At 54.0% G+C, this 25,470-nt stretch carries 12 protein-coding genes; 6 read left to right on the top strand and 6 right to left on the bottom strand.

Features of this window, described 5'->3' with window-relative positions; translation table 11 throughout:
- Positions 1–322 precede the first annotated feature (322 nt).
- The 5 genes from QEH53_RS20975 (at position 323) to QEH53_RS20955 (ending at position 6,232) form a co-directional block, all read left to right on the top strand.
- A complete protein-coding gene (locus tag QEH53_RS20975) occupies positions 323–721 on the top strand; it encodes a hypothetical protein (RefSeq protein WP_309025187.1) in 399 nt (132 codons plus the stop codon).
- A 445-nt stretch (positions 722–1,166) separates the two neighbouring features.
- A complete protein-coding gene (locus QEH53_RS20970; RefSeq protein WP_309025186.1) occupies positions 1,167–2,153 on the top strand; it encodes a DUF4105 domain-containing protein in 987 nt (328 codons plus the stop codon).
- 157 nt (positions 2,154–2,310) lie between these two features.
- A complete protein-coding gene (locus QEH53_RS20965) occupies positions 2,311–4,062 on the top strand; it encodes a family 16 glycoside hydrolase (protein WP_309025185.1) in 1,752 nt (583 codons plus the stop codon).
- 192 nt (positions 4,063–4,254) lie between these two features.
- A complete protein-coding gene (locus QEH53_RS20960; protein WP_309025184.1) occupies positions 4,255–5,829 on the top strand; it encodes a glycoside hydrolase family 5 protein in 1,575 nt (524 codons plus the stop codon).
- A 274-nt stretch (positions 5,830–6,103) separates the two neighbouring features.
- Complete coding sequence (locus QEH53_RS20955) at positions 6,104–6,232, top strand: hypothetical protein (RefSeq protein ID WP_309025183.1); 129 nt, start codon at positions 6,104–6,106, stop codon at positions 6,230–6,232.
- A 251-nt stretch (positions 6,233–6,483) separates the two neighbouring features.
- Here the strand turns inward: QEH53_RS20955 and QEH53_RS20950 are convergent, their stop codons facing one another.
- From QEH53_RS20950 to QEH53_RS20935, 4 genes are all read right to left on the bottom strand, one after another.
- Positions 6,484–10,689, bottom strand: coding sequence for a pitrilysin family protein (locus QEH53_RS20950; protein WP_309025182.1), 4,206 nt, complete (start codon positions 10,687–10,689; stop codon positions 6,484–6,486).
- A 625-nt stretch (positions 10,690–11,314) separates the two neighbouring features.
- Positions 11,315–12,661 carry a Gfo/Idh/MocA family oxidoreductase gene (locus QEH53_RS20945; protein ID WP_309025181.1) on the bottom strand — a complete coding sequence of 449 codons (1,347 nt, stop codon included), beginning with the start codon at positions 12,659–12,661 and terminating at the stop codon, positions 11,315–11,317.
- A gap of 255 nt (positions 12,662–12,916) precedes the next feature.
- The gene (locus QEH53_RS20940) at positions 12,917–13,411 is read right to left on the bottom strand and encodes a hypothetical protein (RefSeq protein WP_309025180.1); all 495 of its coding nucleotides are present in this window, start codon (positions 13,409–13,411) and stop codon (positions 12,917–12,919) included.
- A 628-nt stretch (positions 13,412–14,039) separates the two neighbouring features.
- Positions 14,040–18,011 carry a response regulator gene (locus tag QEH53_RS20935; RefSeq protein ID WP_309025179.1) on the bottom strand — a complete coding sequence of 1,324 codons (3,972 nt, stop codon included), beginning with the start codon at positions 18,009–18,011 and terminating at the stop codon, positions 14,040–14,042.
- Between the two features lie 356 nt (positions 18,012–18,367).
- On the opposite strand from QEH53_RS20935, the gene QEH53_RS20930 reads away from it, so the two are divergent.
- Positions 18,368–19,885: a serine hydrolase domain-containing protein gene (locus QEH53_RS20930; RefSeq protein WP_309025178.1), complete on the top strand. Its 1,518-nt coding sequence runs from the start codon at positions 18,368–18,370 to the stop codon at positions 19,883–19,885.
- Positions 19,886–20,010: 125 nt separating this feature from the next.
- Here the strand turns inward: QEH53_RS20930 and QEH53_RS20925 are convergent, their stop codons facing one another.
- Both QEH53_RS20925 and QEH53_RS20920 read right to left on the bottom strand, forming a co-directional pair.
- Positions 20,011–22,026: a hypothetical protein gene (locus QEH53_RS20925; protein ID WP_309025177.1), complete on the bottom strand. Its 2,016-nt coding sequence runs from the start codon at positions 22,024–22,026 to the stop codon at positions 20,011–20,013.
- 1,045 nt (positions 22,027–23,071) lie between these two features.
- Positions 23,072–25,372 (bottom strand): hypothetical protein, encoded by a 2,301-nt coding sequence (locus tag QEH53_RS20920; protein WP_309025176.1) that lies wholly within the window; start codon positions 25,370–25,372, stop codon positions 23,072–23,074.
- Positions 25,373–25,470 lie beyond the last annotated feature (98 nt).

Below are 25,470 nucleotides of genomic sequence, written 5' to 3'. Positions count from 1 at the left end.
TCGCCCGAGACACTGAGCCTTCTATGACGTGTTGTTCGCTTCGCTGTCGTCATTACATTCCTCGGTACTTGTCCATCGTCTCGCGGCTTTGCCTAAGGCTTCCTTCCCACGAAGCGTCGCCACTTCGCAGTTGCCTTCGGCTAGTACTTTTTCTTAGTTCATTCTCACTGTCGATGATACCCTACAGGTTCCATGTACAGTGGACTTTAACCACATCAGTCGACGCCCATGCCGGGCGTACCCAGACGGCTCACATAACGAGCGCTTGCGCTCGTCGTGTGGCTTCGACGTTGAGGTAGAGATAAAGAGGAACCAAAGAAGCATGAAACGAATAATACCCCTGTTCATCGCAATTTGTGCTCTCTCCATTAGCGCAAAAGCTGGAGTAGTTTTCGACGAAGTCTCAGGAGCTGTGTGTTCCACGCAGCTCGAAAGCGAAAACTCTGCTGTTGAGGTCTTCATCCATATCCAGAAGGAGAGAACGTTTCTGTGGATAGCTCCGCTTAAGGTCTATACAGAAGATATGGAAGGAAAGAAGATTACGACCATCATCTATAAGGCGGCAACACGCAGTCCAACTCTTCTAGTGGGTCCACAGCTGAAGAAGCAAAAAGAAGATGCAGCAAGACTAGGCGTGAGTCTGAATCCCAACCCTAAAGACCAAGGGGAAATAAGGAGAGTACTGGAGCAGTACGAGTCCGTTCGCAACAACCAGGAGTAAAAACATGCAGACAAGTTGGACGGACATTCAAGATCAAATCAGTTCTTCTACATGATTTTGATGTGCAGTTATGGAATGATGAACAAAGAAGATCTAAATGGATTCTCTGAGGAGCTCAAATCCAGCTTGGACGAGTATATAAACGAATGAAAACAAGCTACAGCCGGGCGGCGCATACAACTTCGGCAAACGCCCGCCTCTTTCACAACGAGCCTTTAGAAGTCAGCGACCTCAGACGTGGAGGCCAATCCTAGGCCTCGTGGTAGGGTCTTAGCGTTGAGCAATACAAACAGATGGATGAACCATCTACGCGCTTTATTGGTCTGGAATTTTATACACAACCGCGTGACCCCTATATAAATCGCCAACGCGCTCATTCATTGCACCTCCGGCCGAAATGGCTGACCAGCACTCGAACCCAATCAGCACCCTTCCCCACTTCTCGATGAAGCTTGAACTCGCTCGCCCCATCAGCTCGCTTCTATTGCGAATCGCGCTGCAGCTTCCACTGCTTGTTGCGGTGGTGCTCATCGGTCAATTCGTCGGCATTCCGAGCGGTGTTTCTGCCCTCATTGCTGTTGTTGGATGGATCGCCTGCATATGGCTTCTTTCCCTCCGCAAACTGCTGGGGCTCGCGGCAATTCTCGTCGCGATCTCAGCCATCGTATACTTTTTCCATCAACCGTCAAATGACAGGGATTGGCGGCCCGAAGTCGCTCGGCTGCCGCGGTCGATCATCGAGGGAGATACCCTTCGCGTCGAAAACCTCCGCGACTTTCGCTGGGACTCCCAGACCGAGTTTGAAGAGAGGTGGCTACAAACCGTCTACGACTTGCGGACCCTTGAACAGCTCGACGCGATCGTCGTCCCCTTTGGCGATTCAGATTTGGCGGCTCACGTGATGCTGAGCTTCGGCTTCGCAGACGGCCGACACCTAGCAGTCTCCATCGAGGCACGAGCGGAAATGGGGGAAACCTACAGCTTGATCGGAGGCGCCGCCCGGCAGCTCGAGCTGTTTTACCTGTTCGGGACCGAAGCGGACTTGCTAGGCTTGCGCATCCTCCACCGAGGGGACCGCGTTTACTCCTTTCCCCTCGACGTGGACGCTGGTTTCGCAAAAGAGCTCCTCCTCGAGCTAAGCGAAGCTGCCAACCAGCTGAACGAGAGGCCAAAGTTCTACGCAACCCTCAGGCACAACTGCACCACCAGCCTCCTTCGCCACGTTAACCGAATCAGCGATCAGCCGCTCGCCTTTTCACGGGAAATACTTTTCCCCGCCCAACTCGGGAAACTGCTGCATCAACTCGATCTGATCGAAACGGATTTAGACTGGCCGGAAGCCAAAGAAGCGTTCCGGGTAGATGAGACCATCCGATCGGCGAAAGACCTAACTACTGCGTTTTCAGACGCCCTACGCAGTTCCCGGCCTTAGGCACGGCCATCATCACGTTCTCTGGTATAGATGCGGGCAGTTTAAGGACTGAGCGCGGCTTTCCTTGCAGGAGTAAACCGTTTTAGTCATCTCATTGTTGTATCCCGATCCATTCTTCAATTGCTCGGGCCTAGATATCCCCCCAACGAACTGAACTATGAGAAAATCCCTCTTGAGTCTCGCGGCGCTCGCCCTTGCCTTTTCAACGCCACTGGCGACCTTCGCCCAAGACGAGTCCATCGACGTCATGCTGCTCACCGGCCGCTCCAACAAGTACCACAACTGGAAGGGCAACAGCGCCGCCATGGAAAAGCACCTGAAAGACGCCGGCGTCTTCAATGTCGACAAGGTGGTCACTACACCAACCGGCGAATCCCTGGAGGGCTTCGCTCCGGATTGGTCCGCCTACGACGTCATCGTCATGGACTGGGAAGGCGAAGAGTGGCCGGAAGCAACGAAGTCTTCATTTGTTGAATACATGAAAAACGGAGGAGGGCTTGTCGTCGTGCACGGCACGGACAACTCATTCCCGCACTGGACCGAATTCAACGAAATGATCGGCCTTGGCGGCTGGGGCGGAGCAGGCCTCCACGAACCGCCGCTCTATCCGGACAATCCCGAAATGCGTGGCGGACGAAACGACGCCTCAGGTCCCCGCGTCCACTGGCAGGGGTGCCAAGCCGTGCACGAGGAAGGGACCCAGGGCGGCGCCTTCCATCCCGCCCGTCATGATTTTATCATGACAAATCGCACCCCCGAGCACCCCATCATGCGCGGACTGCCAGAGATGTGGCTGCACGCTGATGACGAAGTCTACTCCCGCCTGCGCGGACCCGCTAAAAACATGACCATACTCGCTACCGGTTTCGCCAACCCCGCCGTCCGCTTTTCCTCTCCCTACAACGAGCCCCTGCTCTTCACCATCGACTACGGCAAGGGCCGCGTTTTCCACTCCACTCTTGGTCACGTTGGCGCCAACCAAGACCACACCGTGCCCGCGGTAAACAACGTCAGCTTCATCACTACCCTGCAACGAGGTACCGAGTGGGCCGCTACCGGAGAGGTCAGTATCCCCGTGCCGGACGACTTTCCCCATGCCTACCAAACTTCCGTGCGGCCAACCGCCGCATCCGGCTGGATCGACCTGCTCGATCCCGCGCTCAGCCAGTGGGAAACCTTCATCGGCGTGCCCCACAGCAGCGTGCAAGGACTCCCCGAAGGCACCTATCAAAGCGACAATGTGAACGAGGGCACGCCCATGGGGGTGGGCAACGATCCGAAGGGAATCTTCACCACCTACCAAAAGGACGGCGAAACCGTCCTTCACATCACCGGTGAGATCTACGGCGCCATCACCACCCACGAGGAGTTTGAAAACTATCACTTCTCCACTCAGATGCGCTGGGGCGAAAAGAAGTGGGAGCCGCGCCTTGAGCGCAAACGCGACAGCGGCATCCTCTACCATTGCCACGGCGAGCACGGCGCTTTTTGGAGCGTCTGGAAAAGCAGCCTCGAATATCAGGTCCAGGAGTCTGATCTCGGCGACTTCATCACGCTCGCTGGGGTCAAAGCCAAGGCTCCGTTCAGCGAGAGCGAGGGAAAAAGCGTCTACGCCATTGGAAGAAGATACGAAGATTGGACCGGTTACCTGCACGCCGCCGTGGAGCCAGACGCCCCTCACGGCCAGTGGAATACCCTCGACCTCTACGTCCACGGCGACAAAGCCATCCACGTGGTCAACGGCAAGATCGTCATGTCTCTCTCGGACGCTCTCGACAAAAACGGCACCCCCCTCACCAAAGGCCAAATCCAAATCCAATCCGAAGCCGCCGAGGTCGAGTACAAGGATATGAAGCTTCGCCCCATCGAAGCGCTACCGCCCGTCCTCGCCCACAAGACCGGCCTCTAGGCACGAACCTTTGGGCAGGATGTGGCCGCGGAAAGCGAGGCCACTTCACTAATGACTTAGCCGGTAGCGGCAAACGGTGGAGAGCCAACCGCAAGTCACTTGATCAATTCAGTTGATTTAACGCTACACTGAACCATTGTCAGCCGAGAACGTACCCCCTGCACCCCGTACCCCTCGCACCTAAGTCATCTTATGTTTTCTGCTCACAAGACGCTCGTCACCTGTCTCTTTTGCATCAAGCTCACTGTGATCCCGTTCGCCGAATCGAGCGAATCTCCGTATCCAAACTACAATACGGACCCTATGCCTGCAAACTACAGCGGCATGGAAAAGGTCGCTCCTCAGATCGCCGGAGAAATCCAAGCCGGATGGAATCTTGGCAACACCCTGGAGGCGACCTGGTGGGAGGGAGCTACTCCGAACCCGTTGACAGGAGAAACGATCTGGGGAAACCCAATCGTCAACAAAGAACTGATACAGCTCGTCAAGCAGAGTGGATTTCAAGCGGTACGTTTGCCTTGCAGCTGGGACCAGTATTCGAACCAGAATACCGCCGAGATCGATCCTGTGTGGCTCGATCGCGTGGAAGAGGTCGTGCAATACTGCATCGGCGCCGACCTCTACGTATTGCTTAACGTCCACTGGGATGGCGGCTGGCTGGAAAGGAACGTAACCCCGGAAAAACAAGCGGCCAACAACCACAAGCAAAGGGCCTTCTGGGAACAAATAGCCACTCGCCTACGCCCCTTCGACGAACGCCTTCTCTTCGCCAGCGCCAACGAACCCCACGTGGAGAATGCCCAGCAAATGGCCGTGCTCGACGCCTACCACCAAACCTTCGTCGACGCCGTTCGCGCCACCGGCGGTCGCAACGCCTACCGCGTACTAGTGGTACAAGGACCGATCACCGATATCGAGCGAACCGAGGAGCTCATGAATACGCTCCCCACCGATACCGTGCCGGATCGCTTGATGGTAGAGGTGCACTACTACACCCCTTACAACTTCGCCCTTATGACTGAGGACCAGAGCTGGGGAAAACAGTTCTACTACTGGGGCGAAAACTACCACTCCGCCACCGACCTCACTCGCAACGCCAATTGGGGCGAAGAAACCGTGCTCGACGACTTCTTCGGCCGGATGAAAAGCAAGTTCGTGGACGAAGGCATCCCCGTCCTTCTCGGCGAATTCGCCGCCATCCGCCGCTCCACACTCACCGGCGGGTACCTCGAGCTCCACCTCGCTTCACGCGCTTACTACCACGACTACCTAACCGAGAAGGCCAACGAACTCGGCCTTCTCCCCTTTTACTGGGATACGGGTACGCTCGGAAACCACGGCTCTGGCGTCTTCGATCGTGATACCAACACCGTATTCGACACACAACTACTAGAAGCCCTTACTCAGATAGAAAGCGAATCTTATTGGGAGGCAGTGGGAGATCTTTACTCCACCACGGCCAATCCCGACGGCGACTGGGCTGACACCTTCATGGAGCGATTTCTTGGCAGCGACCCCACCGACAAGTCCTCAATCCCCGATCAACCCACCTTCACCCTCGACGCGCAGGCCCACCTCGTCTACACCGTCCACCGTTTCTCAAAGAACACCGGCCAATTCCAGTTCGAACACTCCCACGATCTGATAACGTGGGAGCCACTCGAGGTGACACTTGCAGTGGACTCGGATAAGCTCGTTAAATACGTATCCATAATCCCCTTATTTAAAAGCGGAAAACGCTTCATCCGCCCCAGACTTGTCCTCTAGTCTAGCGACTCCGCGACAAGCTACAAAAGTGGCGCAAAGTCAGCACCCTCGACCGCAAGAAATACCTCGAGAGCATCAACGACCGCTACGCCACCAGCGGCAACCCCAGCCCTGTCCTAAAGGTCCTGCAGGAAGAGGACCACCTGCTGGGCGACCGGACCTACCAAATCACCATCTATTTTGGATTCAAAGGCTATGCCAAGCAGATGCAAAATGTGCTCATGATCTTCAAGCCCGCTATCCTCGGTCGTATCGTAGACAGCCTTTCAGCGAAATGGAACGCACCCTTCCCGTTCGACTACGGGCCAGCATGCTCGAAGAGACTGCCAAAATCTACACGCCCCTCGGCTATGCTCCAGACGAATTCGTTCTCGAAAAAAACAATCGAAACCGACTTCTGTAGTTACAAGATAAATACAAGTTTCGATAAAAACAGATACCCAATTCATCTACACCCGGACCTTCATGCAGAACGATATGGTCGTGCCCCTCGAAAGCTACTCCGAGCTTCGCGACTTCTTCGCCTGGTCGAAGCCGGACAAACCCCCATCGTTCTCGCCAGAAAGTAGGCTGCTGTTTCGACTCTAAACGCTCGTAGACGCACGGCACGGACTAACACCGAGCAGTAGGCTCGTTTGCTGAACTTCGCACGACTCACCGAGAGTCGCTCGCCTCCACAGAATCGTCCCGCTCCTCAGGCACGAAAGCCAGGATCAACGGGGCCTCATTCACGATCTCTCCACGCATCCGATCTAACATCGTCCAAAACGAATCGGACCCGACAAACGTTTCCTTCGAAAAACTTTTGGTTAGCTTTTCGGGTTCCATTTGCGCGAACCGAAGCAGTAACGCCAAGCCATTGCTCCGCTTCAACTCTTGCTCAAGAATCGCGCGATAGCGCTGCAAGCTTTCCTGAGCCCCCTGTTTATCAAATTCAGAAGCAATCACTACCAACTCCTGAGTCAGGCGTTTCGCGATCAAGTCTAACTCGCCGCGCTCGCACTTCACGCTGAGTCGCAAGCTCGGAGGGCCAGCTTCACCACTCAGCCACGCGCGGTCGATAAGAAGCGATTCGTAATCCACCCCTCCAATATGCGGTCGCTCCGCAAGCAAATCTTGCAGTGCCCAACCCAAGGCGCGGACCGCCGTATTTTCGTACACACCGCTCTCCGCCGCCACCGGCCAAAAAATCAGGAGCTCGCACGCCTCCTCCTTGCCCGGCAAAACGCAAATCTGCGGCGAACTGCTGGGCGGCGGCACCAAGGCTTTGCTGTCGCCCGGATCAAAAAGGCTTTCGCTCCGCTCCGTCAGCGTCCCCAAGGTTCGGGAAAACGATTCAAGTGCCGCCGACTCCTTCACATCGCCCACGATGGTTGCTTCAAGGTAGCCAGACCTGACTCCCTCGGAGAGCCGCTTGACCGCTTCCTCGCAAAGCAACCTCGCTTCCGCTCCCGACAACGTCGCCTCTTCATCCGTAGAACCGCCTGCTAGCTTGTCAAACGCAGTCCGTCGAATCCCATCGACACTCAGAGGGGAGAAGGAGCCTTTCTCAAAGAGGCCTTCCAGAGGCTCCATAATATCACGTTCAAAATTCGCAGTCTCAATGTATTCCGTAACGTAGCTCAAAACGCGTTCGAGCGCCGTATCGGACTCGACCACGAATACGAATTCCAGAAAGCGCTCATGGTAAAGCTGCACTACCACCTTTGCGTCTAGCCTCATCCGCTGTTCCGCTTTGTTGGATGCATTGATCCGTTCCGCAAACGAATTTGCGAAGGCCCGATAGCGCGCCACCCAGCGAAGATAGGATAATACGTCTTCGTTCGTCGCGCCCGAATCGATAGTTACTTTAACAAGCCTCTCGCTTCCCTCATCTTTAAATGGCATCACGGTAAGGCGAGTGCCATTGTCGAACCGAGCCGCCACGTACTCTCTCCCTGCCACCTCATGGTCGACCTTCGAAACAACCTTCCCTGGATCTCTGTCCTGCAAGCTCGGTCTGTAACGCGCCGCGGCGGCTGCAATCGCCCGACGACGCGCGCGTCCGATCGCCCCTTCCTCCTCGGAGCTTTGCTCCGAACCAAAAGGGTAGTACGCGAAAGGCACAATTTTATCTCTCTCGAAAAATCGGCGGCTACTCTTAAAATCCTCCCAAAACGTATCCGTAAATAAATACGCCTCAGAAGCCAAGATTGCTTCGAGGTCGTTCGGGTCGCGTTGCGCGCTTCCGGCCACCTCGATGATAAAATCCAGGTCGTTCCACCTATCTATTTGCTTCGCAGCAAGCGGAAGCAGCGTTTCCTCCACTCGTTCTCGGCGTGCTCGTTTCATGACCTCCGCTATCGCAGTTTGTAGTTGAAGAGCGCCTACAGTCGCCTCTCCCGGTGCGGACCGTAGTCGTGCTATCAATCCCAACGAGCCTGGTATCGCTAAATCGCCCACGGGACTGACATTCGTAATATAACTTGCTGACAAATTTTCCCTGAGAATGCGCTCCATCTCCGCGTCCATAAATTCGCTCATTGCGGTGGCGAATTGTTCACCTATTCGACCTTCGCTTTCAGGAAGACGAACCAGCGAAAAAGCCTTTTCCTCAACAGACGAGCCGGAGCTCTCTACCATGAAATAATATCCATCTTCGTGCGCATACTCCACTTTCGTGGCTTCCAACCGCTTCAGCGGAGCCTCCCGACGCTTCAAGATCGTACCCAAAGTCGCAGTCGCCGCTTCAAGGACATCCTCCGCGTCAATTCCGCCGACCACCGAAACTTCGCAATAACCATTTCGTGCCGCATCCATAAACCAACTACGGTATACCTCTCTATCGATCCCCTCATAGTCACGTTCCTCGCCCGCAAAGATCAGACGCCAATCGCGGTCTACGATTGCGTCCAACAGGTTGGCTTCCGCGAAGGTGAAGTCGCTGACCGGTTGTAGCTCCCACGGCTGCTGCGCTGTACGACGGTACTCCTTGCGTGGGATCTGCCCTTCCTCCAGCCACTCAGCCAAATAGGAAAAAACCTCAGACAGTGAGCCATTTTTCCCTAAGGAGAAATCGATGCAGAAATAACGCATTTCCGTACTATAGCTCGTGCCCACTACGCCTGCGTTTTCGCGGAAACGACGTTCCCATCCTTTTTTCAAGCGAGCGATTTCCATCGACTCCATCATCCAAGTACCCATAGGTCCAGAATTTGGATACACTTGATCCATTCCCTCGATGCCAGCTCCAAACGTGAGACGCACCCTTGCCTCGCCCACTCCTTCACCCATCTTTAAAGCGTTGAGGCGCACATTGTTCTCGAACCTCCAAGACGCGAGCGGATATCCCTTCACTTCCTTCTGCGAGGCTTCCAGAACTACGCCTTCTGTCGAACCCTCATAACCATCGCGGTAGTCATTCAAATTCTCACCACGACGGTCCTTCGTTCGATTCGCAACCACCCACTGCGCCGCCTTCGCATGACGGAGGATCTGCAGAGGCTTCACCCGAACCGTTTCGTCCCCGTGCACTACGTAGTCGATCGACTTTGGATCCAGTTCGTCCCGCAACGCCTGATTCACCTCCTCCTGCGCCATACTTCCGAGAAACGCCTCCAAGCGGTCCTTACGGTAGCGCCCCGACTCAAAGGGCTTTCTCTCGACCAGCGACTTCTCGAAGCTAACGCACAACTGTTGCAAGGATTCCCGATCCTCGTGCACGCCCAATGAATCCAGGTTACGAAGCCACTGCCTTTTCTGTTCCTCGAACGTCTTCTCCGATAAGCCAAACCGAGCAGCTCGCTTAAACTTGCGCTGAATGATAGGGACCATCCCTCGCCAATCAAAATTCCGATACGAGTACATTCCTTGCTCGACGCTCAAGCGATTCCAGAACGTCCGGGCTCCGCTCAGTTCTCGAACAGCCGATGTGCCGAAATGAATCACCTGGCTCGCCCGACGGTCCTGCGAATCGAGGAAATCATACGGGCGTGAATACCAGTAGCCCGATACGGTCGTCTTCCGGTGATCCCAATCCACTTTTCTCGCTCGCCACTCCATGGGTGGCTCGAAGTCCGGATAGACCCACAAGGGCGGAGATTCCCCCGCGGCCTCCAAACCAGAAAAGTAGCGTTTCGCCAAGCGCTCCACCGCATCGACATCAAAGTCGCCCGTCACAAATAAAACCATGCGTTGCGGCTGGTAGTGCCGTTCCCAAAACGCTTTTAAAGTCGCTGGCTCCGCCCCTTCGATGTCTTCCACCGTCCCGGTGCTCGAGTGGAACCTTTCGGGAACGCCTGCGAAACGCGACCTAAGCTTCACACTCGATTCCCACTCCATCCTCGCGGGTTGGCGTATCCGATGCTCGCTGAGCAGGATCGGCTTCTCACGCCTCACCTCTTCAGGGTCGAACTTCAGCGAGCGCGTGACGTCCTGGAAAAAAGTCAGCCCCTTCTCTATCTTCGCCAGGTTTGCCTCGGAAAAATCTAGCGTGTACTGCGTTCTCTGCGGGTTCGTCGAGGCGTTCGCATCTGGACCAAAAGCCAAGTCGTTCAACTCAAAAAAACGCCGCAGCGATTCCGAGTCGAACCGCTCAGATCCGTTGAACGCCATGTGCTCCACAAAATGGGCAAAGCCCTGCTCGCCGACTCCTTCGTGGGACGATCCCGCGAAAACGAAAAGCCGCAACGCGGCTTTCCCCGGCTCCCTGCCCGTCGGCAAGAGAGCATACCTAAACCCGTTCTCCAACGCCCCCCAGCGCACCCGCGGATCCGGCGATTCCCCTTCGACAGCCAAAGGCCAAGGCAGCGTACCTAAATTAACATTACAAGTGCCAGTGATCGGAACAAGAAACAGCAAGGCGAAGATTAGAATCCGCATAAAGGGGAGCGTGGAAACAAGAGGAGTGGAATCTCAAAACCCAAGCGAAACCGATCCGCTAGGCAAGCGCTTTCGCCTCCGCAACCCCAGCAAAGAGAACTTGATCACTAGTGGGATTGAAGTTCGCTCCAGACCCTAAGGTGTATGATCATTTTTGATACAGACCCTAAGCCAAGCGCCAATGCCTCAGCCAGTTCTGGGGCGTCCAATCGCCTCGCCCTGACAGCCCCTTTGGGCGTCGCTTCCCCCGCAGGAGGTGTTGGCTGCGCCTACATGCGGCGCCTGAGCCGCGGCGCACCCAGCGGCCATGCTGCCATGGAAAATACGACGATACGTCCATCTGGACATAGCTCACTCACAAATGAACATATCTCAAATGACCGTCGGGAGTCGAATCGCACTCGGTTTCATCGCTGTACTGACCATTAGCATCGTCGTTGTCGGCCTTGCGCCTTCACCTTGAAGCGTACGACCAAAGGGTCCGAGTTCCTCGCCGATGCCGTCACCCCACAGGCTGATATCACAAGAGACCTCTCGGAAGCTTCAGCGCAGACCCGATTCAACGTTCGCAGCTACGCCAACAGCGGCGACTCCAAGCTTCTTCCTTCCCTCGTCAGCCAGCCACCTAAACCTTGGCAGGATCCGGATGCGTCCAATCGCCTCGGTAGGAACGGGCTAACCTGCTGGTCGCCTCCGCGTCGTCAGCCACCTTACGGGTCTTTGGATCGTAGGCAATCGGGCGACCGAGATCCAAGGCTACGTTCCCTAAGATGCAGCAAGCGCTTGAGATGTGCCCTTCTTCGATATCGGAAAGCGGGCGCGAGCGCGTTTCCCGAGCCGTCAGAAAATCAAGGCAGTGCCCGTCCTGGTTCCCACCCACGACCGCGTTAAAACGATCGAAGTCCAAATTTTCCAGATCGTTCGTGCGGGAGAGCAGATGCCGCCCCTCGAGACGGCTTGATCCCTGTTCTTGGAGCGCGTAGCTCATGGTAGTCAGATTCAAAGTTCCTCGCTCTCCAACGATACGAGCACCCCATTGGTCCGTCCAATGTCGCTGAGGGATCGGTGACGCTCCCCAATGACGGTGCTCCCAACTCACGTCCATGTCCGGATAGTGAAAGACGGTCTTTTGTGTATCCGAAATGTTAGACGTCGCGTTCTTGTAAACGAATCGCCCACCCGTCGAGCTAATCGAGTCAGGCCAGCCCAAGCCCATCACTGAACGAACGAGATCGAATATATGCACCCCCATATCTCCTATGGTGCCATTGCCGTACTCCTGAAACATGCGCCACCCGCGCGATTCGATCTGCGGGACGTAGGGAACTTTCTCTGCCGGTCCGGCCCATAGGTCATAGTCTAGATGCTCCGGCACGCTCACCGGAGCCACCACATCACCATTGCCGCCCCCGTAATAATAGCACTCCACGAGTCCGATCTTACCCAGTCGTTCCGTATCCAAATACTGCTCACGCACCTCATCGAAGATCGGATCTCTGCGCCGCTGCAGGTTGACCTGAACCACTCGATCATACTTTCGGGCTGCCGTCACGAGAGCTTCCCCTTCCAGGACGTCTACGCCGATCGGCTTCTCCAGGAATACGTCAGCCCCAGCCTGCATCGCCTCGATCGCCGGTAGGGCATGCCAATGGTCCGGAGTGCCAACGATCACGATATCGTGCTCATTGGACGCTAGCATCTTTCGATAATCCGCAAAGGTGTCCGGCACCTTGCTTTGCTTTGCCTTTACCGAGTCCAACGTCGAAGCCAGCATTCGCTTGTTCGGATCGCAAAGCGAAACGATATCGAGCTCCGCGACCTTAGCCATCGAATCTAGGTTCACGTTCCCAAACCAGCCGCAGCCGATCAAGCCCACTCGGGGCCGCCTCCCAACGACACCCATTAATCTATTTGGCAAAGCGGCGACAGCTCCTGCTGCAGCAAGGGAAGAGACAAACGTGCGGCGATTCATGTTCGAAGCCATATCACACTCTTGATCAACTCCAAAGCCTTGCTTAGCCCAAATCGCACATCCAAATGAACCGTCACCGCACGGACGACTTAGGCGGCGCACCGAGCATCTGTAGGGACGGAATTCACCCGGTCCCGCCCTCCAGAAGGAACCTCGCTCCCCTCGCCTCGAAAATACAAAGGCTGACGTCACAAAAAGATCGAGGCCCCACAAAAGAAGGGCCTCCAAAAACCTACTCGTTTTCCAGAATGTGTTCTAGAACTCTAGAGTCGTCGTGAAGAAGAACTGCCGCGTACCGATATCGAAAGGAGCATTGTCGTTGTCGTAGTCCCAGTAGCTCTGGTAGTCGACAGGCACGGCGTCCGACTGAGCGGCCTTCCAGAATGCCACGCGCTCTTCCTTCCACGCTGTGTATTCAGGAGCGATTTCGCTGAACACCGTTTCTTGCTGGGCTACGTTGAACTTGAATTTCCGGTTAGCTGTGGGGTTGTAGATGACCTGCAGCTCGATCCCTTCCGCCTCAAGCGTACTCGTTCCTAGGACCGAGTCGTTGTAGGTCGCGAAGTTTTCCGGATACTGAGTGATCTCCGCCACTCGGGCTTCCGCAGCGGCTCCATCCAAGCCCTCCTCCTGAGCCACGTAAGTCGCCCAGTCCCCGAAGAAGTCTTCGTCGAAGTACCCCATCCGCCAGATGAAGGTGCCGGTGCCGCCCACGCCGGAATTGATTTGTCCCGCATCGAAGAAATTCAAATTCGCGTAGAGCTTGTCTTCAAGAAGGTTGACAGCCCAACACCCCAACCCCCGCAAAACCTTCCCCTCCGGACACTCAGATCCAAGTCTCCATCACCGTCGAAATCTGCCCATGAACGAGTCATCGACAATTTAGCCCTCAAGAGTTCCTCCTGCAAAGCGTACTCGGCGAACCCATATGCTTGAACCAAACAAGACTCTGAAAAAGCAGTTACAAAGCAGGTATTTCGAGGAGTCCTGCGATTACTAGACGAGCATGGATCACCCCTTGCTGACCTGCTATCGATGCGAATTCTACCCTTCAAGACAGGGGCGGACTTCACCACCAGTTCTTCAACGATTCTACTTTAACACCCAGAATCAGACAGAAGGGCAACTTAACAATTACGTATTTTATTTTTGGTTACAGAAATGATGATTCGGTTTAGAGTATCTCCCAATACAACAGCGCTAAGTTAGAGTGGGCACGTAAGAAACCTCGTCAATTCCTTAGCACGAGCACGCGAACTACATAAAGGGATACCAGTTTCAGTAGCATCAGTATATGCAGATGGGCGGCCAGACACGGAGCTTATCTCGGCTGCGGATAATCCTACTCCGCAGATCGCCTTGAAAAGATGACGAGGCCCTACCCCTTGGACGCAGCCTGTTCCTCGATCTCCTCTATCGCGGTTTGAAGAATGGACTTGAGATTCTTCGCGTTTACCGGCTTCGGTACGAATCCATCCATTCCCACCTCAAAACAAACCTTCTTATCGAGTTCGGACACGCCGGCGCTCATAGCATAGATCTTTGGTTGCCCATGTTCTAGCGCGGACGCCCGGATCCTGCGCGTCGCCTCCAGGCCGTCCATTTCAGGCATCTGGACGTCCATTAGGACGATATCGTATTGTTGGCGAAGCACGGATTCGACGCCTTCAATTCCATTTCCTGCCAAGTCAGCCCGCAGCCCAAGACGGCTTAACATCAATCTAGCTACCTTTTGATTGACCGGGTTGTCTTCAACTACCAAAACCCGAACAGTCTTTCCTTCGGAAATCGGATTAAGCTGCACCCGCTTCGCTTTGCGAATGCCCAAATCGTGATTAATTCCAAGGACTCGGACAAGCGATTTTCCAACCTGTGCCTGATGTACTGGCTTCGTCAATACGTCAGCCAATCCTAACTCCGGCATCAAGCGTAACTCTTTCGCAAGCTTAACGCTAGCAATCGCAACAATCGGCAATTCTTCTTCTGAAAAACGCTCGCGAATTCGCCTAATCGTTTCCCCACAGCCACCCGAGACCTCGCTAGCTCCGGCGACGACGACGTCGAACGTTTCTCCCCTTTCCAGCTTCGCCAGCGCTTCACCGACAGTGGCCACGCTTTCAACTTCCGCTCCCCAACCCCTGAGGATTTCTCTGCTCGCTAGGCAGCTCCGCTTGCCATCGTCGCAAAGCAATAGACGCTTCCCGAAAAGGAGATCCGTGAATTCTTGAACTTCAGTAGATTCGTCGACTTCTACACGAAGCGTGAATTGGAACGTGCTACCTTCTCCGATCGTACTTGTTGCCCAGATTCTTCCGCCCATCGCTTCTACTAGCATTTTGGAAATGCTTAGGCCAAGACCTGTACCTCCGTATTTGCGGGTCACACTTTCGTCTTCCTGGCAAAACGGACTGAACAGCGAGTCGAGGTTCTCGTTGTTAATACCGATTCCTGTGTCGCTGACCGCGATATCAAGTTCGTTGAGATCGTCGCCATTCGCCACGGCAACGCAAATTTCGCCTTGCTTAGTAAACTTAATCGCATTCCCCACTAGATTTACTAACACTTGGCGTATTCTAGTCGGATCGCCTATCCGCATTTTGGATACATATCGATCGAAATGGAAGATCAAATCAATCGATTTCCCCTCCAATTGGCCTGATAGTAAATCGAATACCTCCTCCGCAAGCAATCTTAGATCGAACGAGATACTCTCCAGCTGAAGCTTACCAGCTTCTATCTTCGAGAAGTCTAGAATATCATTGATTATCGTCAACAGCGTGTCGCTTGAGGAGCGAATTGTATCGACGTAATCGCTTTGCCTATCGTCCAAATCCGTATCCTGCAGTACAGTACACATTCCCATCACGCCATTCATCGGAGTACGAATTTCGTGACTCATGTTTGCTAGAAATTCACTCTTCGCCTGTTCAGCTTTCTTAGCGTCTAAAGCCGAACGCTTAAGCTCTTCATTCATCACATCAAGAGCGTGCGTACGCTCTTTGACAATAGCTTCAAGAGAGGCTTGCCGATCACTCGCCCGTTCTAGAAGCCAACGACTAAACACCCAAATTGTCCCAAATAAACAGAGAGTATATCCGAGATATGAATACCAAGTTCGATATACAGGCGGTTCTATCGAAAAGGAAAAAGTTGCTGACTCACCCATAAATCCGCGCCGGTCAAGCAGCCTGACGCTCATGCTATAATCGCCTTCCTGCAAACTGGTAAAGCGTATCGTCGAATCCTTTGACGGAAGCGACCATCCTTCCGAATAGCCCTCAAGTCGATACTGGTAGCTAGGAGAATTCATGGGAGAATACGTCCCCGGGAAAAAGTGGAAATTTAAACTATTCTGCCCGAACGGAATCTTTCCCAACTTGGCTTTGTCCGGTTTGGCGATATTAAATATCTCATAGTTACGGCGCGAATCAACCACCCGAACCAAAGTGGGCCTCACCGTCTTTGATCGATAGCCCATCCCATCTCGATCCACATGTATGAGCAAGCGTCCTGAATGTATCCAAATATCCGATTCTCCCGTTAGCGATACGAGTGGATAGTTTTCTCGAATTACACTTAGGCTTTCAGAGTCTAAGCGATAGCCGCTTTCAGTCGGATGCAGCACCATGACTCCGTTCGTGTGTGTGACCCAAATTACGCCGAACTGATCCTCCTTCATACGGATCGGAATGACTGGCAACTCATCAATCAAGGCATCAAGTTCCGGACGCTCGCAAAATTGCTCGCTTTCCTCATCGAAAAACACTCTCGCCGCTGACGGCCCTGTGAGAATAGTTGTTTTTCCGATGTTGCCTACATTCACCCATGATCTTCCTTCCCAAGGAAATTCGTCGAATATTCGCGTAATGATTTTTCCATCACGAAAAACGATCCGCGCCACACGATTCGAGCCCAGCTCTATCCAGATGGACTGGGTGCCTGTTACGTGCATAATCGACGGAAACCCGACCCCTGGCACCCCTTCACCAATTTGTTCCCAGCCCTTTTCAGTCTCGCGTATGGCCACGATACGAGCGAATCCGATTGCGAGGTACGCTCGATAGTCTCCTTCGAGGGCGACCAATCGACTGGTATTCACCCCTTCGACCACCTTTTCGACCTCGCCAGTATCGGAGCGATAAAAGACTCCGCTCGAGTTGCCAACAAGAAGGCCGCTCGGAGCTGACGCTGCACACCAAGCTCCATAGTTGCCTCCCAGCCCAAGGTCTATTTCTTCAAATTCAGTAGAATGGCCGGGAGCCGTAGGCTTCGCTTCATAAAGTTTCCCGTCCGAATAGACTAATGTCTTTCCATTATGATTGAAAGGAGTAGGCCAATTCAGTGCTAGACCTAATCGGTGGTCGAAATTCGTTGCTGGAGAATTATACAATAATTTACTAACTCCATCCGAAGTAGAAATCCACAGAACGCCCGCCTCATTAAAATACAAGTCGTGAATACCCTGAAAGTTCGAATTCTCTAAAGCCAATACGATTTCGCCATCCCTACTAAGAATAAACAATCCCTTGCCTTTGATCGCGACTGCAAGCCGCTGGTCGTCTAGCAATTGAATATCAGATACACCCTCAACCAACAGCGAATCGATTTTAGTCTCCCAGAATTTCGGTTCTTCGCCATCGTAGAAAACAAATCGATGTTCGTAAAAACTCAACCCGACCACACTTTCATCAGACCACTCAGAGACAAGCTGTAGAGCAAGGGGGTGCTCAACCCCCCGTTTTGGTTTCGTTATGGTGAAACTCTTTGTATTCAGTACGTGTATACCGTCAATAAAGGAGCTGATATAGACGTTGTCGCCTTGCACAAAAAGGCTACCCACATCATCGATGTCAAAATACATTTGCTCGCCCGAATCCCTATCGTAGAGAACGACTCCAGAGATACCGCCAAAAACCACGCTGTTTCCGACAAAATCTATCAATTCAAAAGACGAATTAGAAGTCCAGTCGGGTGCGGTGGCCCCTCTAAGACTATGCGGTTTTAGAAGCCCGTCGGGAAGGTACTCCAAATATCCCCAATCTCCAGACGTACCATAAAAGAGTTTATCGCCCTCGGGAGCATTAACGATCTGGGTGATCGCGGTAGTCGTCTGGTTCTCCAAAAGACGCTCCCAGTTCTTGTCGTCGAATACCAGAGACGCACCTTCTTGAATAGCCAAAAGCCTACCGACCGAATCGGAACTTAGGCGAACCCCGGGTGAAGCCTCGCCTATTTCCTCAAAACTGTAGTTTCTAACCTGAGGAAAACCCGAAATCCCTTCACCAAACGCGATGCAGATCGGAAGTCCACAAAAGAGAGCGACTCCGACAAGGCTTTTCTTTATCTTCATAGTTCAGGGGGGGCGGCGAAAGGATACATGCTTAGGTCGTAAGCACTTTCTCTTATATTAGATTCGACCAAAACTCGGAATCTCTAATCAGAATCCGATTAAAAACCCGTAAATTCACAAAACAATGCGACGAGCAGGATACAACAGCCCCTCGCTGGATCGCGGTAGTTATAGGATGAGTTCGTTGCTAAGCCTCTGGAGATCAATTCCGTAGCCTCAAAAGCCGGTAGTCGTTTCAGGAGATTTGAAGCTCGTCTCCAGCGTTGAAAACTCTATCTTCGCTTCGATCCCTATTTACTTCGGTTGCGCTTTTTAGACCAATCAGATCTTCACCCTCAGCCATTACCTCAAACCCAATGTGCCTGCTCAAAAAGAATTCCCCCTTCGCAGTGGCCATTCTTGAGGCAATGAACAAAGCTGGACTCGGTATGTTGGAGCGGGATCACGGGAATAAAGTCGTACAGCGAACTCTGGTTCTCTTCGCCCTTAGCTTCGCCACAGCACTGCAGGCTAGCATACTCACCGATTCCATCGAAGACTTCATCGCCAGCGAAATGCCCGCCTCCGGCGTTCCCGGAGTGGCCTACGCAATCGTAGCCGATGGTGAAATTAAAACCGTCAACGCCCGGGGGCTCGTCCGAATGGGAAGCGAGGAAACGATCACTCCGGACACCGCCTTTATTATTGGTTCTGTCTCCAAGAGCTTTACCGCCTTGGCCGTCATGCAACTCGTCGAAGCGGGCAAGCTTGACCTAGACACAGAAATATCACGCTACCTTCCCGCATTCGCCGGCCAGCCCGCCGCCGCGATCACAATTCGCCAACTGCTCAGCCACACTAGCGGTTTTTCTACCTATCAAGGAAACCGCTCACACAAAGACGATAACCAAAGCAAAGATTCCTTAGCCCGCTTAATCGACCAGCAAGCGGAGGTGACTCCCGCGTACCCTCCGGGGGTCAGATGGGAGTATTCGAACTTTAACTACCAAATCCTTGGACGCCTCATCGAAGTCGTCAGCGGGCAGACATTCAAGTTCTACATCGAGACCAATATCATGGAGCCAGTGGGTATGATGCACAGCTTTGTCGCCGACGGTGAAATACACGACGAAATTGCTACAGGACACCGACCTTGGTTTGTCACCAAACGCCCTTTGGACGTCAACTGGACTGATATCCTCACAGCCCCGCAAGGTGGAATCATCGCAAGCGCCAGCGACCTCGCGCTCTACATGCAAATGATGATGAACGGCAAAGACGATGTCCTCAGCGCCGCTGGCAAAGCCACCATGATGAGCCCGGCTAGCGAAGCCTCACCCTTCTACGGATTCGGGTGGTATTTGGATACGGGAAAGGGAATCGTCGCTCATGAAGGAAATAGTCCCGGCTACGATTCGATCGCGACGATGGTCCCTTCAGAAAAAAAAGGGGTTGTGGTCCTAACCAACGCTAGTAGCGGCATGGCGTTTGGAAGTACGGCTCAGCTCCGCCACGGGATTGAGGCTCGAGCACTCGGCCTCGATTACGACGGCGAAGGACCAAGCTGGTCCATTCGAATACTATTCTTCAGTCTGGTGCTCTTGCCTCCTTTCTTCCTGCTCAGCATGATCTGGGCTTGGTTTCACCGCGATGAGCTACGGGCCAAAACAGGGGCATTCGGAATGTTTAGCCTGTGGTTTCCCTTGTTCACTACGCTTGCCTCGGCCTGGGTCGTTTTCAGCCTCATGCCGCGATTGCTGGGAGCCTCCTTCGCCACCCTCAACCTGTTCGGACCGGACATTGGCTTAACCTTGATCGCAATTCCTGTGACCGGAGTGCTCTGGGCCGTATTCAGGCTTGGCGTCGCCTACACCGGAAAATCGCTTGCGGTCTAATCTGCTGAATAATTGTCGATGTGCCTCTGTTGAGACTCAACACAATAGGGCTCCTCGAACTATTCGAAGGCCATTGCCAAAACGTATACCACGTTTCCTCGTTGCTTCGTTCGATCTGAAAACAGTTAGAATTCGACCCTCACGCTTTCCCCTTGAGCGATCTCTTTCTCCACAACAGTCCTGCCGTCGGCGACGACACGAATGAACAGCAGTCCGGAACGCCGTGACCTAACCTCTATGTCAGTAGTCCTGCCTTGAATACTAATCCGGCTCAACTCGTAACCTTCTTCCCTCCAATCCTCCGGCAGTCTCGGCGTCACAACGAAACTCGCGAACCCGTCGGGCTTCATTCCGAGCAATCCCTCGGTCGCAATGCGAGCGTATAGGGCACTCTCCGCAGAGAGGTGTCGCATATTGTTCTCCGGCCAAGCCTCAATGGCGTAGGGAACATGAAAACCGAGCAGGCGAGTAGCTGAATAAACAAGCCAGCGATCCAAAGCGAGATCGGTCGATCCGGCGATAAAGGCACCTCGCAGGGCATAGAGTGTTCCACGATCCCAAAACAGCTCCCGATCCGGCTCATTCGGAGACCACTCCACGCGCACGCCGTTCGTTGTCCACATGATATCAAAGAGCGCCGTCAACGTGTCTTCTGCACGCGATCGCAGCCCCATAACCAGCGGCAAGCTGATCCAGTGCCGCAGCCCTTCATGCCCAGCGAAGTAGCGGTAGGTATCCAATCCTGCGATTTTAGCCCCGAAATGCGACTCGATCGCTTTCTCTAGCGCGTCCGCACGGCTCTCATAGTCCGCAACTCGCTCCTCGCCGAGCTGCAGCGCCGCCGCCAATTTCGCGGCTTCACGCAGGGCGCCATAGTAGAGAGAGGAGGCAGCAAGGTTCGCGTCTCCAGTGGCGATTCGTCCTTCCATTTCGTCAGAATCCGTCTGCAACAATCCTTCGTCACTCATGTGGCGGCGTGAGTACTCCAAGCCCCAGTCGATAAGCGGCCAAAACTTTTTTGCGATTTCAGCGTCGCCTCGGGCAAGAGCGAATTGGCTCGCACCAATTGCGAGCATAGCGGCATCGCCACGATCCTTACTGCAGCAGGTCAACTCGCCTTCCATTTCGAAAGAAGAAAATATCTTCTCGTCCCCTTCCGGCATGTTGTCCAAGAAAATCAAATACGCGTTGAGGGCGGCCTCGTTCCCGAGTTCGTAGCCAAGATAGGGAAAGAAGGGACCGCTGTATTCCGCCTGGTCGTTGGCCCAGACACCCACGTAATAGTTACCGCCACCGGGCGAATGCACCACGCCGAGCTTGCTATCGAAGATGCTTTCAGCAGCCCGAATCTTGGAAAAATAAAAGAGCGTATCGATCACCGGGTCCGGCGTTTTCAACGCCAGCTTCCCGCGTATCTCGGACAAAAAAGCTTCCCGCTGCGCCACGACCTCCGACACAGAAAGGCTGGCCGGCGACTCGCCTTCGGCCAGCGTTTCGAAAAACACAGCAAAACTCAGTTCCTCGCCCGGCCTCAATGTCTTCTTCGAATCGAGCCCAACGGATCGCGTTTGAAGCCTAAAGAAGCCTTTCTCCCCTTTCTCGATTCGCTCGCTTCGGGCGGGCAAGAGCTCCAAGGTTTTCGCTTCGCCAGAAAGATTGGACACAGTCCAGACTTCCGCAAGAAGCCGATCGTTCATCGCCGGAAGAAAAGAACGCTTCACTTGGATCCCGCTCGTCGCCTCGTGTAGAAAACTCAATGTCCCATCGATTCGAGCTCGCTGCAACGGACCGAGCTTGTAATGCAAATCGTTAACCAGCAGACCGGGCAGTGCGTCATCTTTGTATTCATTTTTCAGGTACGCACGATACCCTCCCCAGCTCGGGCTGTCCGTATCGAGATAGACCTGCAGCTGCGGATAAATTACGGTTCTTCCGACAGAGAGCATTCGGTTTGCATCGACTTCATAGTCGATAATCGCAGCGACTTTTCGGCCCGCCATTTCGATGTGGTCACGATGCGGCAGTCGCCTCTCCTTTTCCACATCCCATTCTATCGCCATGCGATCTTTGATGGACCAGAACATCTCGCCCACATAGGGCGAAATGCTTTCCTGAGATTCTAGAGATACATGTGTTGTCATAGCGAGAAGGAGCAAACCTCCGATTTTGTGTATTCGTAAAATGGATTTATTTGACATGCTAATGCTGCTTACATCCGGTTTTCGCTACGACCCCACCGCTCGAAACTCTCGCCAGAACAAAGATTTAGATTCGACCGAGAGAATCTTTGTTCATACTTGCCATCTGCAATCTGCTCGACCGCGCGGGCGAAAGTTTCGAGGAAGGAAAGCAAAACTGGGCGACGGCCAGCATGAATCCCTGTCGAAAAACTGATCGACCCGCGAATGATCGGTCGGTTGACTACCGCAGTGGCTGACGTCATGAAACGTGAAACAGGACATGCGTTAGCGAAGTGTGGACATTTACTCACCGGCATGGCGATTTTCGGGAAAATTAAATAGACACTCACAGTCCTTCGAAAGTACCGATCTCACAACTCACCCTTGGGTTAAACCGTTTAGATGACGTTTTTCCAGAGGGAAATATATGACCAATAGCCAAGGTATTCGTTACGTGCGGATTTGCGATCGCCCATCACTTATCGAGCCGTTCGATCTCTCCTGACCTCTAGCACAACTGGTCAAAAAGCTGCTGGTTTTGAAACGCATCAAAGCCTACCCTCGTAGACGAAAAATCAAAGTAACTCGACTAAAACGATATGCCAGACTCCAACTAAAGGTAGTCATGAACACATCAATCTTCTGGTCCGCGATTGGATCGGGATCGGGGCCCACGATGAAGAAGTACTCTCTTAAAGTCCTATTGATTTGGGAAATTTGACCCTAAGCCAAATTGACGAGCTCATAGTCATTCATGAATTCCAATTCCAACCGTGCTCACATCACCCCATCTCTATCACTCGATCATTTCAGTTCTGGCCCCACTCACTCATTCTCATTGCCGTTGGGAGCTAATCCTTCCGTTCCAACATGCTTCGGATCCCGGGGATCAGAAATTTCTCCGAACCCTCTAACTGCCGATTTACTTCGGTGATCTCAAAATATTGCACTTACTTTTTGGATACAAACACAAAGAAGGGACTCAAACTACGTGCCTCGAGCTCTGTCAGCGTTCGACATCCTCCCCAGAAGAAAGGGCAAAGAGGTCCTCGATGACGGCGGGATCCTTGAGTTGATCGGCGTGCTGCCGAATCACCTTTTGAAATTCTGGGGAGCCATGAAGCGAATCGAATGATACATTGGCCAGGATCGAGCCCGTAGATTCGCCGGCCGGAGCCGAGAGGAGTTGATCGATAGTCGCGCACGCCTCTACAGTCTCGCCTACCTGCGTGAACGCGAGCGCGTTCAGGTACTCCACTAGAAGGTAACTCTGATAACTGCGGCCCGGATCGGCGGCCTCGCGGGCCTGAGCAATCGCGACTCGCATCTCCGACACTTCTCCGAGACCTGCGTGCATGAAGGCCATGGTTGCGTATACGCTGGCGGGGTCCCGTTGCAGCATCATCTCGGCCATGGGACTGCTGGAATATTGCTTCAGCACACTGCGAAAGTAGGAATGAGCGAGAGCGGGATTGCCGGTGCGCTCCAGCGCCAGAGCCTGGTGAAGCGGCATCTCTATCACATTAGGCGCATACGGATCGCGACCCGGATCCACCGCCGCGAGTTCCCGAAGTACGCCGGCATAGTCTCCAGCGGCGAGACGGTAGCGACTACGCATTCCAGCGGTGGCGTTTGAATCGGTTTCGATCCGTTCGAGGAAGGTCCGAAAACCGGCACGGTCGCCCGTCCACCTGACTTCGATGTCGGTCCGCAGGTGAGCAATCGTCAGGGCGTTGCTGCCATCATCGTTCGCCTCCAAGCGAGGCGCGTGCCGCTGCAGGAAATCGAGGGCATCGGAGAAACGACGAGCGGCGACAAAGGGATCTATCCAATAATTAATGTGATCCATCTCGGGTTCTTGAGGCGCTCGTTTGAGCACGCTCAAAGCGGCAACGGACTGACCAGTCTGATGAAGCGCGCTGGCGAGATCGTAATAGGGCCAGTTGTTGGTGTATGGCGGTGCGGCATCGGCGAGGCGGACGGCCGCTTGCAGGTAGGGCTGGCTGCGGCTCGGACGTCCCTCCGTAATCAAATAATAGCGACCCAAATTGCGCTGCGAATCGACGCTGTCGGGGTTAATGACGACAGCCCTCTTCAGCGTGAGCAACAGCTCCTGACGCCAGTTTTCGTCTAAGAAGTTAGCCTTTCCTACAAACGGTGCGTGACCCAGAAGTGAACCGCGATCGGTGTGGGCATCCGCATTACCGGGATCGATGGCAATGACCTGCCCCGTCAGTTCCATGATGCGATCATAGAGCGACGCGTCTGGAGTGTTTCCGTCGTCGCCCCAAAACCGAATCTGCAGCGCCTTACTTTCCGCTGTCAGACCCCCGACCACTTGCTCGAGCCGTTTCCTGCTGGCAGCCGAGGGCGGGCGGGGCCGCTTCAGGCTGCGATAAAGGGTTAGCGCCATCTCCCAAGCCAGTTCCTTCTGAAATAGGAACGGCTCCTCCTCGGACTCCATCGTAAGTTGAAGCGACTCCACCGCGAGGTGTCGACCCGTCGCGCTTTCAACAATCTGCATCGTTACGCGGTAGTGCGCGCCTGAGACTTGCAAGCTGGTCTCGACAACGAAGTCAGATTCCAGGAAACGACCAACAGCGCCCGAGCTCGTGTCTGGATCCCCCGGTTGGGGCGTCGATGCGGAGGACACGACGTCGAGCGGACGCATCGCGCTCAACTGCGTGAGCACCTCCTTGTTCAAGCCATCCGCAAAAGCCGTGTTCTCAGACGGACCCGCAATCATCTGCGGCGGCAGGACCGAAACCGTACCAATAAAGTAGGGCCGTTCGTCAGTAATCGCCGCGATGGAGCCTAACTCGGGCAAAGACGCAGGAGTCGTGTCGCGGCCAAAATAAAAGTACACCGCCAACGCACCGAAGATAACCGTCGGCAACGCCGCGGCGAATCCGATCACCATCCAGTTGCGCCTCACCTGAAACGAAGCCGTCTCCCCAGCCGCATCGACGTTCTTGGTAAGCTTTACCCCAGTAGGCGTCAGCTCGAAAGCCCAGGTGATGATCAACGCGATGGGAAAGCCCGACGCCAATAAAAGCGTCACAAAGCGGGCAGCCCTCAGCGGAAGGCCAAATTGTGGAAACACCACGGCGGTAACCTGCATCAGCAGCCAAGCTGCGATGGCATAGGTGATCGCCACCCGCACGACCTTGCGACGCTTCAGCTCGGCGAAGAAGGAAGGGACTGGCGGCGGGTTCTCGGCCTGCGGTGAGCTTGTCGAACCGGTTCCGGGTTTAGGGTCCTGGGGTGAATCAGGTTCAGGAGAGTCGGTCATGTTTTTTGGAACCACAGATTGACACTGATAGACACGGATCGGGGATAAAAGAGGGCACGATGGCATTCAAGCCACTCGAAAAAATATCTGTGTTCATCGGTGGTTTAATATAT

Origin of the sequence: Pelagicoccus sp. SDUM812002, assembly GCF_031127835.1 — a bacterium.
In the GTDB taxonomy this organism is placed as follows: Bacteria; Verrucomicrobiota; Verrucomicrobiia; order Opitutales; family Opitutaceae; genus Pelagicoccus.
The sequence above is the reverse complement of the archived record's forward strand: the minus strand, read 5'-3'. Positions and strand labels throughout refer to the sequence as shown.

Bases quoted from the DNA above. Each gene is read 5' to 3' on its own strand.
- QEH53_RS20975 (WP_309025187.1), top strand. From the start codon at position 323: ATGAAACGAATAATACCCCTGTTCATCGCAATTTGTGCTCTCTCCATT.
- QEH53_RS20935 (WP_309025179.1), bottom strand. From the start codon at position 18,011: ATGAAGATAAAGAAAAGCCTTGTCGGAGTCGCTCTCTTTTGTGGACTT.
- QEH53_RS20960 (WP_309025184.1), top strand. From the start codon at position 4,255: ATGTTTTCTGCTCACAAGACGCTCGTCACCTGTCTCTTTTGCATCAAG.
- QEH53_RS20925 (WP_309025177.1), bottom strand. From the start codon at position 22,026: ATGACAACACATGTATCTCTAGAATCTCAGGAAAGCATTTCGCCCTAT.
- QEH53_RS20965 (WP_309025185.1), top strand. From the start codon at position 2,311: ATGAGAAAATCCCTCTTGAGTCTCGCGGCGCTCGCCCTTGCCTTTTCA.
- QEH53_RS20950 (WP_309025182.1), bottom strand. From the start codon at position 10,689: ATGCGGATTCTAATCTTCGCCTTGCTGTTTCTTGTTCCGATCACTGGC.
- QEH53_RS20945 (WP_309025181.1), bottom strand. From the start codon at position 12,661: ATGAATCGCCGCACGTTTGTCTCTTCCCTTGCTGCAGCAGGAGCTGTC.
- QEH53_RS20970 (WP_309025186.1), top strand. From the start codon at position 1,167: ATGAAGCTTGAACTCGCTCGCCCCATCAGCTCGCTTCTATTGCGAATC.
- QEH53_RS20955 (WP_309025183.1), top strand. From the start codon at position 6,104: ATGGAACGCACCCTTCCCGTTCGACTACGGGCCAGCATGCTCGAAGAG.
- QEH53_RS20930 (WP_309025178.1), top strand. From the start codon at position 18,368: ATGTGCCTGCTCAAAAAGAATTCCCCCTTCGCAGTGGCCATTCTTGAG.